We start from the raw sequence: 17,391 nt of genomic DNA on the forward strand, positions 1-17,391 counted from the left end.
ATGTGGTTGGGACCCGCATGGAGGACTGAACGTATGGTTGAGTCAGACAGGCAATCTTCGCGCGCCCGAAAACAGAATAATTCCAAGCGGGCGGCTGCGATCCAAGCTGAACAGACGGCCATAGCGCTCAAAAAGGAAGAGGCCGCACTGCTCAGGGCCGACACCTACACCAACGCCCCCAAGGTCTCCCGCCGCACCTTGACCCGCGAGGAGCGTGAAGCGCTCGCCAAACAGCGCGAGGCCGAAAACAAGGAAGCCGAGAAGCTTGCCTCCACCGCGGCAAAAGGACGCATAGGCCGATGGTGGGCTCGCCTGCAGTCCGGCCCGAACAAAATCACATGGAGCATGGCCATCGTGGCGCTCGGTGTGGTGTACGGCGACATCGGCACTTCGCCCCTCTACACCGCGCAGACCTTCCTCTCCGGCCAAGGCGGGCTTGGCAACGTGCAGCGCGACGCCGTGCTCGGCATGCTTTCGCTCGTGTTCTGGTCCATCACCTTGATCACCACCGTCAAATACGTGCTTATCGCCATGCGCATCGACAACAACGGTGAAGGCGGCATTTTCGCGCTCTATTCGCTGATTCGCCGGTATGGCGCATGGCTCGCCATACCGGCCATGCTCGGCGGCGCGGCGTTCCTCGCCGATTCGGTGCTCACCCCGGCCGTCTCCATCAGCTCCGCTGTCGAAGGCCTGCAAACCTTGCCGCCGCTTGAGCAGCTGTTTGACGACAATCCCAGTCTGACCCTGATGATCACCGTGGTCATCATCGTGGTGCTGTTCTCGGTGCAGTCGCGCGGCACGGAATCCATCGGCCGCGTATTCGGCTCGATTGTGCTGGTCTGGTTCAGCTTCCTCGCCATTGTGGGGCTGTTCAACCTTTCCGCCGACTGGTCCGTATTCGAGGCGCTGAACCCGGTCTATGGTGTGCAATTCCTCTTCAGCCCGCACAATGAGGCCGGCATCGCGCTGATGGGCACGGTGTTCCTCTCCACCACGGGCGCCGAAGCCCTCTACTCCGATATGGGCCATGTGGGCCGCGGCAACATCTACTTCACCTGGCCGTTCATCAAGGTGGCGCTCGTGTGCAACTACTTCGGCCAAGGCGCATGGATGCTCGCCAACAGCCGCAACCCCGAATACACCACGCTGAAAACGCTCAACCCGTTCTTCCAAATGATGACGCCGAACGTGCGCTACATCGCCGTGGTACTTTCCGTCACCGCAGGCGTGATCGCATCCCAGGCCTTGATCACCGGCGCGTTCACGATGGTCTCCGAAGCCACGCGCTTGAATTGGATGCCTCATCTGCAGGTGCGGTACCCGGCCCGCACGCGCGGCCAGCTGTACATCCCCGTGGTCAACGGTGTGCTGTGCGCCTCCACGCTGATCGTGCTAGCAATCTTCAAGGATTCCGAACACATCTCCGCAGCCTATGGTTTGGCGCTCACCATCACGATGATCACCACCACCGTGCTGCTCGCCGTCTACATCTGGCATGATGGCCACCGCTTGGGCGCAGTGGTGTTCACCGTGGTGTTCCTGGCCATCCAAATCATGTTCTTCATCGCATCGATGGCCAAATTCCTGCATGGCGGCTGGTTCACGATGCTGCTCACGCTCGGCATCCTCTTCGTGATGTACACATGGAACGAAGGCACCAAGCTTGAGCGCGCGCAACGCCGCCATATGCGGCCGGCTGACTTCCTGCCCGCACTTGACAAGCTGCACGGCGACTTCCGCATCCCATATTTCGCGGACAACATCGTCTACCTGACTTCCGATTCGGAAACCAAGCGACTCGATACCGATATCTTCTTCTCCATCTTCGCCGACCACCCCAAGCGTGCGCGCGCTTGGTGGGCGGTAAGCGTGGAGACCACGGATGAACCGTTCACCCGCGAATACTCGGTGGAGAACTTCGGCACCAACTTCCTGTTCCGCGTGCGCTTCCGCTTGGGATTCAAAGTCTCCCAATCCATTCCGGCGTACATCCACCAAATCATGCATGATCTGTCGAAAACCGGCGAACTGCCCAAGCAGAAGTCAATTTATCCGAAAGTCGACGCGGACCCGGACATCGGCACGATTCGCTACGTGCTGATACACAAGGCGCTGATGCCGGAATCCAAGGTCTCCGCCCGTGGCGCGTTCTCGCTGCAAGCCAAGTACGCAATCCGCCATATGGTCGGCTCTCCGGTGAAATGGTTTGGTTTGGCGCCATATAACCCGCTGGTCGAAGTGCAGCCGCTCTTCGTTTCCACACGCCGGCCTCCGCGCCTGAAGCGCATGGACGCAAGCAATCATCCAGTGCCGATGCCTTCGCGCCAGAAAGCCGACCCCGCAGCCATTCCGGACCCATTGGACACCACCACCGGCCTCGGCGAATTGGTGAAGGCGGTGGAATCATCAATGGATTCCCCGGAAAAGCGACCGGTGCCAAAGTCCAGAACGAAATCCGATTTCACGCGCGCCGATGCCACTGCCGTGGCGCATCTTACCCAGAAGCGCCGCGAATAAGCGCTCTATAAACAATCTCTATAACCCAGACCGCACGTCGCTGAATCGCGCCGGTAGATTGTCATACTATGTGCAGATTACTGGGATACGCGACGGCAGGTGCAGACCTGAGTCTCAACGACATCCTCGGCGCCAAGAACGTCGAGGACTTCCGCGAACTCTCGGAAATCCACAACGATGGCTGGGGTGTGGCCCAGCTTGCGAATCCGGCCGAAACCCCGTATGTGCGCGATGGCGGCGCCCCCTCTCCGGAAACCGGTGTGAAGATCTACAAGTCCACGGTCGCCGCACGCTTTGATACCACGTTTGAAGCGCTGGCCAACGAACCGGCTCGCGGTGCCATCTGGCACCTGCGCCTGGCCAGCTCCAACCTGCCGCTCATCATGGAGAATCAGCACCCGTTCTATGCCAACGGTCTGAGCTTCGTGCACAACGGTGATATCTCCGATGCCAACGGCCGCAATATCGTGACCAACCGTTCCTACCCGGTGGATCACAGCGTGCTGCTCTCCACCGGTGGCCGCTCGGATTCCGCCATTTTCTTCGCTGTTATTCTGGAATACATCGGCTTCGGCTTCCCGCTCGATGAGGCCGTCGCCCAGGCGGTGCGCGAACTGCGCCAGGCCTACCCGAAGTCCAGCTACAACTGCATCATCCAGTCAGAGGACCAGATGGTGGCACTGTGCGCGGCCGGACGCGAGAAGACCAGCCCGCGCATCGTGGAAATCTACGACGAATACGGCCGTGGCCAGCAGGCCGGCGACTACCGTGTGATGCGCTACCGTGCGCTCACCGACAAGGACGGCCATCAGGCCGGCGTGGTGGTGTCCTCGTCCGGCTACGACCAGGACGGCTGGAACGAGCTGGAAAACGATCAGATGATTGTGGCCTCCAACCGCAACGGCACCTTCCGTCTGCGCTCCATCTGACGCAGGGTTCAGATCATGCGCATGTGATATTTTTCGGCCAGCGCGGGGATGTCCGGCACGCCATACTTGGCCACCAGCTCCAGCCAGCGCTGCTTATTCTCCTCGCCATAACGGGCGGCCTTGGCGCTGTAGGCATCGACTTGCAGGAACTTCGGCGGCGTGGACTTGCTATGGAACTTGTCGGCGTACATCACCACTTCCTGCTCCAGATTCACCGGCACGTAATCATCCGAAGGCAGTGGCAGGCCCTGCTTAATGACGGCTTCACGATTCAGACCAACACCGGTATGGTTGCGCGCGAACTGGGCGATCGACTCATCCACGCCTTCGCTCAGCAGGTACTCGTAACCCTTGAGCCCATGCAGGATGTATTTCTTGCCACTGAACTTCAGCGGTTCGCCATCGGTGCCGTCATGCTTGAACACCTTATAGGTGCCGATGTCGTGCAGCAGACCGCCGATGAACACGAGATGCTCGTCGAGCAGGCGTGGCGGCACCTGACCACCCGTTACACCATCCGGGGAGGGGACGAGGGGCTCTCCGCCTTCCGGCAACGTGCAGCGGCGCGTAAACAGTGCATTCTGCCGGCGCACGATTTGGCAGCCGATGGTCGCCACAATCACGCAATGCGTGTGCACGAGATCATAGGCCTCTTGAGAAGGGGCGATCTTCTTATGCAGCTCGTCAATCTGCTCCAGCGTGGGAATATATCCGCTCATAGCTCGCAGCTCCAGTCATCGTAGTCGCATTCACACTAAGAATATCGCGGCTCGGACTCCGATGCCGCTTGTTTAATACGGTCAGACGCGCCTATCTGCTTTGCAAGGGGTACTTGAAGACATCTGCGTATGTCTATCTGCTTTGCGAGGGGTATCTGCAACGCGTAAAGGCGGGTACACGTGGCGGAATATCAACGCGGCTAGATGCGATATCACGGTTTGGATACCCCTTGCAAAGCAGATAGACATACGCGAAGTGTCTGATGTACCCCTCGCAAAGCAGATAGCGGCGGGGAAACGATGAATTGCCGTTCCCCGCCGCTTTATCTATTGCTGAGCGAATCAGATTTCGAACAACGTATCCGCCGCTTCGGCGATTTCGCGCGAGGCGGTCAGCACGATCACGCAATGCTTCGGATCGCCGTTGTGCGCCAGTTTGGCCAGCGCGGCGAACACGGTGACCGTGTCGTCATCGTTCAGGCCGCGCGTGGGCTCGTCCAGAATCAGCACTTCGGCCTCCGTGCTGATGGCGCGGGCGATGGCCACCAAGCGCTGCTGCACCAGCGGCAGCTTGCCCACGGCCACACCCGTCGTGGCCTCCGCGAAGCCGACCTTGGCCAGCAATTCGCGTGCGATCACCGGCTTCGGCTTCAGGAAGTTACGGTTCGAGGCCTCCATGGCGTACAGCACGTTGTGCTCGGCGTCCAAATACGGCTGCAGGGCATGCTGCTGCGGCACGATGCCCAAGCGATGTCCGCGTAATTCCACCGGTTCAAGTTCGGCGATATTCGCGCTCTTATTCATCACGGAGCCGGAGGTCGGTTGTACCAGACCGGTCATCACGCCCATCAGCGCACGACGCTTGACGTCCGCGGTCAGGCCGGAGTCCTCATCGTCGCTTAGAAGCAGCGCGTACGAATGGCCGGCGTAGCAAGCGAATTCCACGCTATCGAGCACGGGTGCCTTGCCCTTGGCTCCAGCCAGCGTGACCTTGTTCAGTGCAAAGGTCGGGTAAGTCTTGAGCAGCACATCGTCCGCGCCGCCTCCGACGAGCACGCGATCGATGCGCGACGCCAGCGTCATGGCAGGTTCGGCTTTGTGCGACCTGTCCTCGCGCGCAGCCAGATCATCCTTGGACTCGGTCTTCGCCAGACCCAAGGTTGCGTTCACACGCTCGGCATTGCGAGCGGTGACCGCAGCGGAAGCGTCGGCGGACGCAAGCGCATCAGCCTCCGCTTCGTTGGGTTGTGCCTCGGTTTCGCTGGATGCTGATTCTGCTGCGTTGGCGCTGCTTTCGGCATCGTCCGAATCATTGTTGATGTCATCGGTTGCGGCGGATGCTTCGGCGGCTGCCAGACTGCTGTAGATGCTGTCTGCCGTGCCGGCTGCGGTATCGGAGTCCGTTTCGTCCGCATCAGCGTCGTCATCATCAAACATGACGCTGAACTGGATGGAATCAGCCGGAGCCTTATCGATGGCGTCCGTTGCAGACTCCGTATCCGAAGTGGATTCTGCGGTCTTGGCATCCAGCTCCTCGGACTTGTCGTCCAGGTTCTCCTGATCCTTGATGTTCTTCTCGCTCATGCCTGTGCCTCCGCATCATCGTGGTTGGATTCGGACTCGATTGTTTCGGTTTCGCTCACCGAACCCCAGTCGCCATCAGCGGCGAAAAGCTTATCGGCGCGGTAGAAGGCCAGTCGCAGCGCAGCCAGAATGGCGAGTACCACAATGGTGCCGAGGCCACCCCAGACCATCTGCCAGATCAGTGAGGAGGAAGCGGTGACTTCATGGCCAGAAGCGATGGCGGCAGCTAACGGCTTGGTGCTGAACACGCCAGCCACCAGTCCGATTACATAGAACGGCAGCGTAGTGAAGAACACTTCCAGCATGAGCTGCCAGCCAAGACGGCCACGCGAAACACCGGAAACCAGCGCCATGCCGATTTCATCGTCGCGCTTCGGTCCCCACACGCCAACGAGCACCAGTGCGAGCAGCAGCACGCCACCCACCGCGAGCAGCACGATCGTGCCGGTCTTCACATTGCCGGCCACCGCGTCGAGCGGCTCAAGGGACTTGTTATAGGCCTCAAGCGAGGGAGAAGACACCGTGTAGCCGGATGCCGGCAGCTTGGACTTCTTGAACGTGTTGACGAGCTTCTTGTAACCGGCGGCATCCGAGGCGTTGAACACCACGTTCAGATCGGGCACCTTCCAGCCGGAGACCGAAGAGTCGCCGGTTTGCGGATCGAGACCGGCCTCGGCGAAGGTCTGATAGTTGGTGAAGATCGCGTTCTCGCGGTTGCGGGCGGTCACCACCGGGTTGTCGGCGGTGGAACCGGCGGTGTATTCGTAGATGCCGCGCACGGTGAGCTCGTAGGTGGTGGAAGCGTCGGAAGCGGTGGCTACCTTGAACTTATCGCCGACCTTCAGGTTGTTGGCCTTGGCGAACGCGGAGGAGACCAACGCGCTCGTCGTGTCGGGGTCGGAGGACTGGTTGTCGTAGCTCAGATTCTTGCCGCTCACGATCTTGAACGTGCCCAGATCGCTGGCGGAGGCCGCATCCTTGGTCCAGAACGCGCGCCAGATGAGCTGGCCGCCGGTCTTGTCATCAGAGGCCGAACCAAGCGAATCGCCGCTCACGGCCTTGAGGTCCCCGGAAACACGCGCCGGCACGGTTTCGGTGACCGTGAAGTCCAGCGTCACGCCAGCCTGCTGAATGATCGTGGCGTACTCGGTGTAATCGGTCCACGTCATGTAATGCTTGGTGGACGCCGAATCGGTGGGGGAGACCTTCTTCCAGGAAGCGGCGCTCGGCCGCACGGCCAAGGTGGCCTTCTGCACGTCATAATCATCGGTGTGCGCGGTGTGATTCTCCTGCACGATAGCCAGCCCGGCAACAGTGCCGAAAGTGACCACCAGTGTGATAAGCGCGGTCAGGACCGTGCGCCCCTTCGAGCGCGTCAAAGCCCGCCAAGCGTTGCTGAGGACGAACATGTGTGTACCTCTCCCGTTCTCCTAAGCCGAAACTCTCTGGTTCGCGGCGACCTGCGCCGCGGGACCGAATCATTCGAACTTCTCGAAACTAATCAATACGGCTCCACTATTATTGCGCTTCGTGACCGTTGTCTTGCGCATTACTGTTATACCTCTCAATGAAGTCTGAAAGTATTCTGGGAATGCGATGGCGAATGTGAGCGGATTTACCTCAATCAGAGGAAGAACCGGCCTGAATTCTGCGAACTTAGGTATACTGCGACATTAGCTAAGTTAGTGCATTGCAATGGCAGAGGCATGTCTTCAATCTGGGAAGTAGGTGAGCATGCGACCTAATTCAGGGCGTCATGGGCGTCGTGACAGCAGTTCTTCCGTTACCGATGGTCAGCTGGGCGGCGTACCTGACAAGGCTTCCAAGGGAGCCCAACATGTCAATCGCAAAGGTCGCTTGCTGCTCACTGTGAAGCCGGTTTGGTCGCGTGTTCTCATAGTGGTGCTTCTGGTGTTATTCGCATCGGTGACTTGCGTGACTACGCTGTATGCGGCATCCGCGGCTCGTCTGGTCAATGGTGCGCGGCTGGTGATGACTTCCACGCAAAATCTTGCCAACGCGGCCCTTGGCTGCGGCAGTGATGAGAGTCTTTCGGACGCCGCCAAAAATCTGGTGAAGGGCACCAATGATCTGAATGAGGAACTGAGCTCCCCGCATTGGGATTTCATCCAGGACCATACCCGTTATGGCAGTGACATTACTGCGGCGCGTGAAATGCTCGCTTCGGTGGATACACTGGTCAACGGGCCGTTCACGGATTTGACGAACCTGGCAAACCAGCTTCAGGGTCTTTCCATGAAAGACAATACGGTGGATGTCAGTGCTCTGATGAGCATGCCGAAGATCATGAAGTCCACTCATCAGAGCCTCAAGGCGCAGATCGCCAAGCTGGATAAGATTCCGCAGCCGAGCATCGGCAAGGTGGCGCTGGCGCTTAATGCCGAGAAATCCGCTCTGAACACGCTAGATTCCATGCTGTCTGAATATGATGCGTTGATTCAGCTGTTGCCCCAGCTGTTGGGAAAGAATGAGAAGCGTACGTATCTCGTACTGGTGCAAAACCCGGCTGAGCTTCGTTCCGCCGGCGGCATGGTAGGTACGATCGCCGCGGTCACCGCCGATAAGGGCAAGGTGACGATCGGTGATTTTGAATCCACGTATGGTTGGGACACTCCCGAGGCCATGGACGACACAGTACTGGAGGAACGTGATGTGTTCGGTGCCACGTTCGATCAGTACCCCGCAACGACCACTATCGATCCGGAGTTCCAGCGCGTCGCTTTGCTGAACAAGTATCTGTGGTCGTATCAGAAGGGCAATGGCGGGAAGAACGTCGCCGGCGTCATTGGCCTGGATCCGGTGTTCCTGCAGTCGTTGCTGGGGGCGACCGGCGAGGTGAAACTTTCGGACGGCAAGGTAATGAACGGCTCGACCGTGGTGCCGTTCCTGCTGCATGACCTATACGTCGAGCACCCCAATTTCGTCGACCAAAACAATTATGTGTCCGAAGCCGCGCATGAAATCATGACCCATGTGCTTGATAACGCCAACGGTTCGAATGCCGGCTCATTGCTCAAGGCTATCCGCCAGACATCCGCCGATGGCAATTTCAAGTTGTGGATGAAGGATAAGTCGGAGCAGGAAGCCCTTATTTCCACCGGACTGATCGATGATAAGGCCGGCGGCGAGCTCTCCGCTGACGAGACGGTGCCGCAGTCCGGCATCTATCTTTCCGAATTGCAGCAGGGCAAGCAGGATTGGTATCTGAAAACTTCCACCACTGTGACCAAGACTTGCGGTGATACGTCAGCCGCGACCAAGGCCACGCTGACCGGCTCTTTGGATGACCGTATCAAGTCGGCCGCGATCGGAACCAGAATCGGCACGCTGACCACCGATGAGATGGGTGATGAGTACACGGTGACTTTCACCATGAAGAACACGATGACCAAGGAAGAGGCCAAGTCGTTGCCGAGTTTCGTCACCGGCGAAGGTGATGCCGAAGTCCCCGGCGGGCAGCTGTATCGTATTGTGCTCACCGCGCCTTACGGCGGCGAGATCACCGCCGTGCAGGCGGATGCGACGCTCTGGAACACCCGCTCCAAGGTGTTGTATGATCGCCAGTACATTTCGTTCGATCAGGATTGGATTGAGCCTGGTGAAGAGAAAACAATAGCGTTCACCGTTCGCGTCAAGAACACGGCTACGCAGCCACTGAACGTGATCACCACGCCGGTCGTGAACAAGGACGGCATTGAAAACGGTTCGAATGGGAACGTCACCGACGAATGCCCGGCCCAAAGCAATTCCGCCGGCGATGATTCCGCGAATACTGACGCGAACGCGGGCCAAGATCAGTCCAGCTCCTCTGACTCCACGGATCAATCCGGCCAATCCGGCGCTAACCAGCAGAATTCAACGGAGGGCGGTACCACGAGCAAGGACCTCACCGGTAGCTTGGATTCGCTGGATAAGATTCGTGGCCAGCTTTCCTGCCCGGTGGATATCAAGTCCATCGCATCCATAGCGTGAGCGTAGGTTGCGGGATCGGCATTTCGCATAGTTAGCCGGCTATGCATCGGCTAACTATGCAAGCAAAGCATTCGCCGCACGTTTGGCGAAACGGATGCTTGGACGTTCTACAAGTGCATAGAACACTGCCGCGAATGCGATTGATCCCGCGACCGCGATCATCATGGGAGCCAGCGAGAATGCGATGCCAAGCTTGCCGGTGATCATGCGCATTGCTGAAATGCAGAGGAAATGGGTCAGATACAGGCTGAATGAAATCCGGCCGAGATAATCAATAGGTCGCGTGGACAGGAACGTGGAAAACCAGCCCGGCATTGCCGCCGTGATGACCAGCAATGCCCCGCCGAGGCACATCAGGGTATTGGTGGTGGCATTGAGCAGCTGATGCTGTGCAAGATCTTGGAACGAGCCCACTATCGCCGGCAGCTCAATGGCCAGCAAGGCCAGCAGCAGCAGACCGGTTACTGTGATGAATGAACGTTGCCGATTGCGGATGGTCCCAAGATGCTTGGCGATGATCATACCAAAGAAGAAGACGGTGACGAATCGCAATGGGAAATACCCGGAAATGAACGAAACGAAAATGCAGGTCGTCACCAATACGCATGCCAGCCAATCCCGCGTGATATGCAGTGCGAGAACAATGACGAGCGGCAGTATCAGGCTGAAGAAGAACTCCCATGTCATCGACCAGACGGGGTAATCGATGCGGTTGGACGGCGAGCCGCCCACAGTGGTGACGCCGTCGGACGCGTTGAAGATGAAATCAAATTGGGATAGCACGGTGTACAGCCACTGCGCCGGGCTGTTGCCGTCTTGGGAGAAGCGCAGACCGGCATAGGTCGGGTTGTTCTGCCCGACCGTATTGGCCACGACAATGCCGACGAGCACCGAAAGCAGTGTTGCCGCAGCCGTGGGGATGCCGAGTCGCAGCACGCGGCGAGGATAGTATTTCGTCCACGAATATGCGGGGTCGGTGAGCGGCACGACGCTGAGCACTACGCCCGAGAGGATGAAGAACATCATCACGGAAGGTATGCCCGGGAAGAGATTACGCGCCGCCGGAATGCCTGAGACATGGAAACACACCACGGACAATGCTGCGACGCCGCGCAACCCATCCAGTGAGGTGATGCGTCCAGGTGCTGCCTTGCGATGCTGCTGTTCCATGCTGCTTCTCCTTTAAATCCTCAGTCGCCGCAGTTGAACTGGTACAGGGCCCAATCTTTGGTGTCCGCGCCCACCGAGCTATAGTCCTTGACCTTGGTGAGTGTGCCGTTGCTTACGTACCCGTTGATGGTGGCGGCGTCATGGAACGTATCGTATTGAGCCTTGTATGGGAAGGACTGAAGACTGTCGGCCTGACCTCCCATGGCCAGGAAGTACTCTGGTTCCTTCGGATTGATAGGACATACCGTCGTAAGCAGTCGTTGAGAATCGCCGGAGGCGAATGCCTGCTCGACGTCGGCGAAAATATGGCCTTGACCGCTGCTTTGTGGATTCATAATCGGGTACAGCATGGTTGCGTCGTACAACGAAGTGGCATACATCGAGCCGTTCATCGGATCGGAGATGATCGTGGCGTCTGTGCCGGTGCGAGTGACCGCGCTTTTCAGCACCGTCAGCTTCTCTTGGGTAAGCTGCCTGATTTCCGAGCCATTGGATTCGGCGATGGTGGTTTTCTCCAGCACGTGGGCGGCGACTGTTTCGCGTGCTGGATTGACATACTGGGCGCTGATGGTGACGGCGACCAGCGCGATGCAGAGTGCAGCCAAGCCGATGATGATTCGCGCGCGTGCGGACTGCGCCCAATGATCGGCGGATGATGCCGCTTCGCGCAGTGTTTGGGATGCACCGGCCAACAGCGTGCCAATGCCATAGGTAAGGAGTGGAACGATAGCCAGCGGAATCATCGTCATGATGCGGTTTTCGTCCCGGTACCATGGTGCGGAAATAATGTTGGGCAGCGCTCCCACGAAAGTCACGGTCAGCACGTACACAAGTGCCACCAACAGCAGGGCGATGATAAGTGCTATGGCGTTGCGACGGGCTGATTGTTTGGTGAGCGCCACACTGGCCGCGGCGCAGATCAACAGCAGTGCACAGCAGACGATACCTACCCAACCTTCCAACCCGTCCTGGAAGACGAACAGCAGTGCCTGGCCCAAGGTTTTTGAAGGTTGATGCGAATGGAACCACGTCTCCGGGTGCAGATAGCGCTCGGATTTAAAGGTGATGAGCATAAACGCCGCGAATGCGCCGCCTCCGCAGACGATGACGGCGAATGCCGAAATAATGAATTTCCATGGGAGCCGCAGCACGATGAACGGCAGTATGAGCAATGCGTACGTGAATGCGATGCGCGGATGGGCAAGCATCAGGACCAGGCCGGTTGCCGCGGTGACGCAAAGTTGTATGACCAGGCTTTTGATGTTGAAGGGGTTCGCCATAATTGCGTCGATAAGCCGCAGCGATGCATACATCAGATAGGGAAGCAGCGAAGTGGCGAATCCATAGGCGATGAGCGGGCCCGCATCCAGCAGTGTGTAGGGATGGCATGCCGACGACACCGAGAGCACGGGGACGATAATGGCCAAGGCCGCGCGCGCCACGATGGGCAAATCAAGATCATGCAGAAAATACGAGGCCAGCAGCAGCATGCCAAGCGGGAACAGCATGCCGGAAGAAATCAGCCAGGCGGTGCTGAATGCGGCATAGACGCTGATATGCGCACCGAACAGGGAAGCGACAGCGGCTATGGATGAGGCAAGCATATGGAACAGCGGTGGATAGAATCCGCCATGGGGCCATAGATGCATGGCGGCGCCAAGACCCTGTTCGGATAGTTTCTCGATGAAATAATAATGTGCAGGCGCATCCGAACTTTGCAATGGCATGGACCATACGCTGCTCGGCATCCATGCGTAGACGATCACCGCCGCGATGCAGATTCCCATCAGACTGCTCAGCGATAAGGCAAGGCGTTGGCGACCGGTATGCGTGATTCTTGTTCCCACAGTATTGCTCACTGAAATTATGGTAGTAATGAGGTCAGAGAAGCACGAGACTGTAGCCGTATCAATAGCTTTGCAGGAAGCCAGTTGGGGGCGCTCGCTAGACTGACGGGGTAGAGCATATTGCGGGGACTGAAGAGAGATTGCAGAAAGACGTGTATCTGATGGCTGTGAAGAAGCATATGAATAAAGGCTGGGCTGGCCTTGTCGCTACTGCCGCAAGCATGGCGATGCTTGGCGCGGTAAGTATCGTGCCGGCGAATGCGGTGAATGACGTGAACGCCGACGTCACGGAGGCCGCTGCGGGCCCGTTCGCCACACAGGCCGTTGACGATACCGTTGCGGATGCCATGCCGGACAATCCGAATGCCGCGTTGCCGGACAAGGTGGCTGCCAGCATCACCGACGACGACACCGTAGTGTCGGAGGATTATGCGGTTAACGACAGCGGAGAGCTGAAGAACATCGAAACCGGTGAAACGGTCACCGATACGAAGCTGGTGGGCACTGAGAGCCAGCAGCCTGATCCATTGGCCAAGACGGATGGCGAGTCGTTCATTCCTGTGCCTGCGGAGGAAGTGAAGCAGAAGGTTGAGAAAGTCAAGGGTGCTGACGCCGTTGGCGGGGATACGATGACTGATTCGTCTTCGACTGATTCACCGAACGACGTAGCCGGTGCCGATGGTTCGAATGGAGCCACTGACGGTGAAGATGACACCGCCGATGATGCCGTAGCCGGCACCGCCGGAACCGTGAGCGATAAGCGGTCTGCACAGTCCAGCAAATCCGCGCAGTCAACCGTGAAGCTCGCTTCGCTGCAGAACAATGATTATGGCGCGCACTGGGGCACCTATAACGACACTGCGGCTTTCTTTAATGCGAATAACAGTCTGTTTGTGCAGCAGGCCAAGGGTGTGATTGATGTTTCCGTGCATCAGGGCACCATTGACTGGCAGGCCGCGAAGAACGCCGGTGTGGAAGGCGCGATCATCCGCATCAGTTATGGCTCGGGCAATGGTCTGGATGGGCAAGCGTTGCGCAACATCAACGAGTGCAAGCGCCTGGGCATCCCGTTCGGCATCTACACCTATTCATATGCCTATGATTCCGCTCTTGCCGCCGATGAAGGCAATGATATCGTGAGCCTGCTGCGCCAGGCTGGCGTAAATCCTGGTGATTTAAGCTACCCGGTCTTCTACGATTTGGAACATTGGACTTGGACCGGTCACTCCGTGCCCACCGATCCGAATGTGTACGAGGGCATCGTCAACACGTGGTACAGCAAGTTGAAGGCGGCCGGCTACACCAATCTTGGCGTGTATTCGTACACGTCATATCTCAATTCGGCCCTGAACAAGGCGAGCATCCACGCCAAGACCCGCTGGGTAGCGCAATACGGCGGCACGATGGGCTTCACCAACTGGTCCACCAACGACCGCGGCTGGCAATACACCAGCGGCGGCTCCATCGCCGGCATCAGCGGACGCGTGGATTTGAATGCGTTTGGCACTTGGCAATACGATTCTAAGCGCGACGATGTCATTAAGACATTGACGCGTGTAGATGACATTGCAGAAGGGGACTATTATCTCGGTTCTGCGTTGGCTGGCAAGTATATCGAAATTGCTGGAGGAAGTACCGATAATCTTGCGAATGTAGTTATTGGAAAACCGACAAATGGATCCAACCAGTTGTTCCATATCAAACCTGTTGGAAAAGGTGCGTATACAATCGTCTCTAAGGCATCGGGGAAGGCTATAGACATTGAAGCCGCATCGATGAAAGATGGCGCTTCAATCATCCAATTCGATTCCAATGGTGGGGATAATCAGAAATGGTTTTTCTATCGGAATTCTGATGGATACGTGTATATCGTCTCTGCCTATGGTGACGTGCACAACAAGGTATTAGACGTTGCAGCTGGTAATACTGCTGAAGGAACACGTCTGGAATTATGGACGGTGAACGGCGGTTTGCAACAACAATTTCGTTTGATGCAGAAGGTGCAGCTATCAGGAAATCAGTCTGTGTCTAGTGTTTACTCCTCGGGAAAGACTCTAGATGTGAAAGCAGCGAGTGTATGGGACGCAGCGGACATCGATGTATGGACTTCATCGGGTGGCTTGAACCAGAGCTTTTTGTTTGAAGACAAAGGTAATGGACTATTTGCGATTAAGGCTGTGCATTCAAACAAATATTTGGATATCTATGGTGCCGATGCTGGAGATGGAGGACGAGTTATTCAATATCGGTGGACTGGTGCTTCAAACCAACTATGGTATCTACAAGGAGATCGCAAAGGCGATTACGCTATTCTTAGTTTGCTGAGTAATAAAGCTCTTGATATCAAAGGAATGAGTAAGGACGCGGGCGCAGCGGTTATTACTTATCGGTATAAGGGGCAAGAGAACCAAAAATGGTCAATTAAACAGAGCACTTCCCGCCCTGCTTCCATTAACTGGTCCCGTTATGGTAAGAAGTCAGCAGATGTCGTTGATGGCGATTATTTCTTGGAATCTGCGTTGACCGGACATTATGTTTCTACGATGGGTAATAAAGTGGTCATTGGCCGAGCGAAAAACAATGCGAATCAACTGTATCAAATAAAGAAAAATTCAAACGATACATATACGTTGATTTCCAGATCAAACGGCAAAGCACTGGCAGTATCCTCTACAAATGTCGTAAATGGAGATTCCCCTATATGGCAGGATGTTAATGCTTCTGACTCGCATCAGCAGTGGCATATGTACAAAACATCAAATGGTTTGTACTACATTACTCCGGTTCTTTCTGAGTCAAATGGCAAGGTTCTGGATGTGCCTGCAATGAATACGAAGGATGGTACTGAGCTAGATTTGTGGGGAATCAATGGCGGATCCCAGCAGCGTTTTCGTTTATTACAACAGGTCAAGCTTGATGGCACTCGTGTGATTTCTAGTGATTTTGCTCGAGGTAATCGATTGGATATCAAAGCGATGAGTCCTTATCCAGGCGCGGAGGTTGACACTTGGACCCCAACGAAGGGCAGGAATCAGAGGTTCTCCTTTGTCTCTAAGGGGAATGGACTGTATGCTATAAAAGCACGTCATTCGGGATTGCTATTGGATATACGTGCGATGGCTGATGCAGATGGGGCTACGGTTATTCAATATCCGTGGACCGGTGGTAACAGAAATCAACTGTGGTATTTGCAGGGTCATGCTGATGGGTCATACACCATCCTCAGCTCGATGAATGACAAGGCTCTCGACATATATGGTATGCAAACCACGCCAGGTGGCCATATCATCACTTATCGGAACAATGGACAAGGCAACCAGCATTGGAGAATTGAAAAGGAGTAGCGTTCTGGCTTAATACTCGTCCCGATTCGCATTTATGTAGTATAGGGCCTAGTCGTGATGTAACTAAGATTAGACCATATCCCTGTCTAATACGTTGAATTACTCCGTCTAGAGCACTGCTGGTGCGGGTTTCTTCCCGATAGCGTTTATTAGGTTCTTCGCCATGGGATGCTTGTATGAAAATTGCCGCCATGGTGGCCGTATAGCTACTGGAACGGTTCTTATGGCATTGGTTGTATATTAAAATGAGAGAAAATGTCATTGAGGAAAGAGAAGTCATGCTGGATGGTAGAACCGTTTCTCTCGTTATGCCTTGTCGTAACGAGGCTTCGTTTCTTGAGGTACTTATTGATGAGATTCCAGATTTCTTTGATGAAATAATCTGTGTGAGCAATAAATCCACTGACGATACTGTTGAGGTAGGAACTCGCATACAAGGACGTGTTCCTCGGTTCAAGATGTTGCAGGATAATCGCACTGTTAATGGTATTGGCTATGGTTATGCGCATATGACGGGTATCGATGCCGCGGAAAGCGACATTATTGTATGTGCTGATTCTGATGGTACGTATCCAGTTGAGGATGTCCCTCGCTTATGGCGCATGATGCAAGACAAGGACATATCTTTTGTTTCTTGTACACGCTATCCTGACAAGCAGATTCCAGCGAAACTGCAGCTCGGTGTTAGGGCGTTGAATATCGAAATTGCCTTGCTGTACGGTTTGCGAATTCATGATTCGCTTTCCGGCATGTGGATTTTCACTAAGGATGTTGTGGCGCAGCTTCATTTGACCGAAGGTGATTGGAATTTATCTCCGCAAATCAAGTTAAATGCTTACGAAGCTTTAGGAACAAAATTTAAGGAACTGAAGATTACGCAGAAAATGCGTTATGGAGAGACAAAGCAGAATTACTTTAAGACTGGCTTAAGGCATCTGTTTTGGATTGCGCGGAATCGATTTGTAAAAAGAAATGGCATTCAACCGTGTGATTAGCATGAAGCCATGCATTGATTGTTTGCCATCAGACGAATGTGATGATATCTAAAGAGTTTTGCCCACAGGAATTAGTTTATGAGAGAATCATCTAGGCAGAATTCATGTTTTCTTGTCGTTGACATAACATGATTGTATGTCTGAAGAATTTACTCCTCATAATATTATTGTGACTGGTGGTTGTGGTTTCATCGGTTCGAATTTCGTTCATTACGTGTATAACAATCATCCGGACGTGCATGTGACGGTCCTGGATGCGTTGACGTATGCGGGCAATCTGGAGAACATCA

11 protein-coding genes are annotated in these 17,391 nt (G+C 55.7%); 6 read left to right on the forward strand and 5 right to left on the reverse strand.

The features are described from left to right. Positions 1 to 33 precede the first annotated feature (33 nt). The gene (locus F7D08_RS08675) at positions 34 to 2,520 is read left to right on the forward strand and encodes a KUP/HAK/KT family potassium transporter (RefSeq protein ID WP_193316271.1); all 2,487 of its coding nucleotides are present in this window, start codon (positions 34 to 36) and stop codon (positions 2,518 to 2,520) included. A 68-nt stretch (positions 2,521 to 2,588) separates the two neighbouring features. Next, positions 2,589 to 3,449 (forward strand): class II glutamine amidotransferase, encoded by an 861-nt coding sequence (locus F7D08_RS08680; RefSeq protein WP_152210242.1) that lies wholly within the window; start codon positions 2,589 to 2,591, stop codon positions 3,447 to 3,449. A gap of 8 nt (positions 3,450 to 3,457) precedes the next feature. On the opposite strand, the gene F7D08_RS08685 is transcribed toward F7D08_RS08680, so the two are convergent. The 3 genes from F7D08_RS08685 to F7D08_RS08695 form a co-directional block, all read right to left on the reverse strand. Beyond that, positions 3,458 to 4,168 carry an HD domain-containing protein gene (locus F7D08_RS08685; RefSeq protein WP_152210243.1) on the reverse strand — a complete coding sequence of 237 codons (711 nt, stop codon included), beginning with the start codon at positions 4,166 to 4,168 and terminating at the stop codon, positions 3,458 to 3,460. 342 nt (positions 4,169 to 4,510) lie between these two features. Beyond that, positions 4,511 to 5,752, reverse strand: coding sequence for an ATP-binding cassette domain-containing protein (locus F7D08_RS09760; RefSeq protein ID WP_193316272.1), 1,242 nt, complete (start codon positions 5,750 to 5,752; stop codon positions 4,511 to 4,513). Then, positions 5,749 to 7,161 (reverse strand): ABC transporter permease, encoded by a 1,413-nt coding sequence (locus tag F7D08_RS08695; protein WP_152210244.1) that lies wholly within the window; start codon positions 7,159 to 7,161, stop codon positions 5,749 to 5,751. The genes F7D08_RS09760 and F7D08_RS08695 overlap by 4 nt, the downstream gene beginning before the upstream one ends. A 325-nt stretch (positions 7,162 to 7,486) precedes the next feature. Here F7D08_RS08695 and F7D08_RS08700 point away from each other — a divergent pair, with 325 nt between their 5' ends. After that, on the forward strand, positions 7,487 to 9,745 hold the full coding sequence (locus F7D08_RS08700) for a DUF4012 domain-containing protein (protein ID WP_152210245.1): 2,259 nt from the start codon (positions 7,487 to 7,489) through the stop codon (positions 9,743 to 9,745). A gap of 54 nt (positions 9,746 to 9,799) precedes the next feature. Here F7D08_RS08700 and F7D08_RS08705 read toward each other — a convergent pair whose 3' ends face one another. Both F7D08_RS08705 and F7D08_RS08710 read right to left on the reverse strand, forming a co-directional pair. After that, entirely contained in the window at positions 9,800 to 10,915 is a 1,116-nt protein-coding gene (locus F7D08_RS08705) for an acyltransferase family protein (protein WP_152210246.1), read from the reverse strand. Positions 10,916 to 10,935: 20 nt separating this feature from the next. Further along, positions 10,936 to 12,774: a DUF6541 family protein gene (locus F7D08_RS08710; protein ID WP_152210247.1), complete on the reverse strand. Its 1,839-nt coding sequence runs from the start codon at positions 12,772 to 12,774 to the stop codon at positions 10,936 to 10,938. Positions 12,775 to 12,923: 149 nt separating this feature from the next. Between F7D08_RS08710 and F7D08_RS09765 the strand changes: the two genes are divergently transcribed. The 3 genes from F7D08_RS09765 to F7D08_RS08725 form a co-directional block, all read left to right on the forward strand. Continuing rightward, positions 12,924 to 16,106: an RICIN domain-containing protein gene (locus F7D08_RS09765; RefSeq protein WP_193316274.1), complete on the forward strand. Its 3,183-nt coding sequence runs from the start codon at positions 12,924 to 12,926 to the stop codon at positions 16,104 to 16,106. Positions 16,107 to 16,351: 245 nt separating this feature from the next. Next, positions 16,352 to 17,101, forward strand: coding sequence for a glycosyltransferase family 2 protein (locus tag F7D08_RS08720; protein ID WP_152210248.1), 750 nt, complete (start codon positions 16,352 to 16,354; stop codon positions 17,099 to 17,101). 136 nt (positions 17,102 to 17,237) lie between these two features. Then, the coding region (locus F7D08_RS08725) for an NAD-dependent epimerase/dehydratase family protein (RefSeq protein ID WP_152209746.1) at positions 17,238 to 17,391 on the forward strand (154 nt) is incomplete at its 3' end.

It is taken from the genome of Bifidobacterium cebidarum, assembly GCF_009193305.1.
Taxonomy (GTDB): domain Bacteria; phylum Actinomycetota; class Actinomycetes; order Actinomycetales; family Bifidobacteriaceae; genus Bifidobacterium; species Bifidobacterium cebidarum.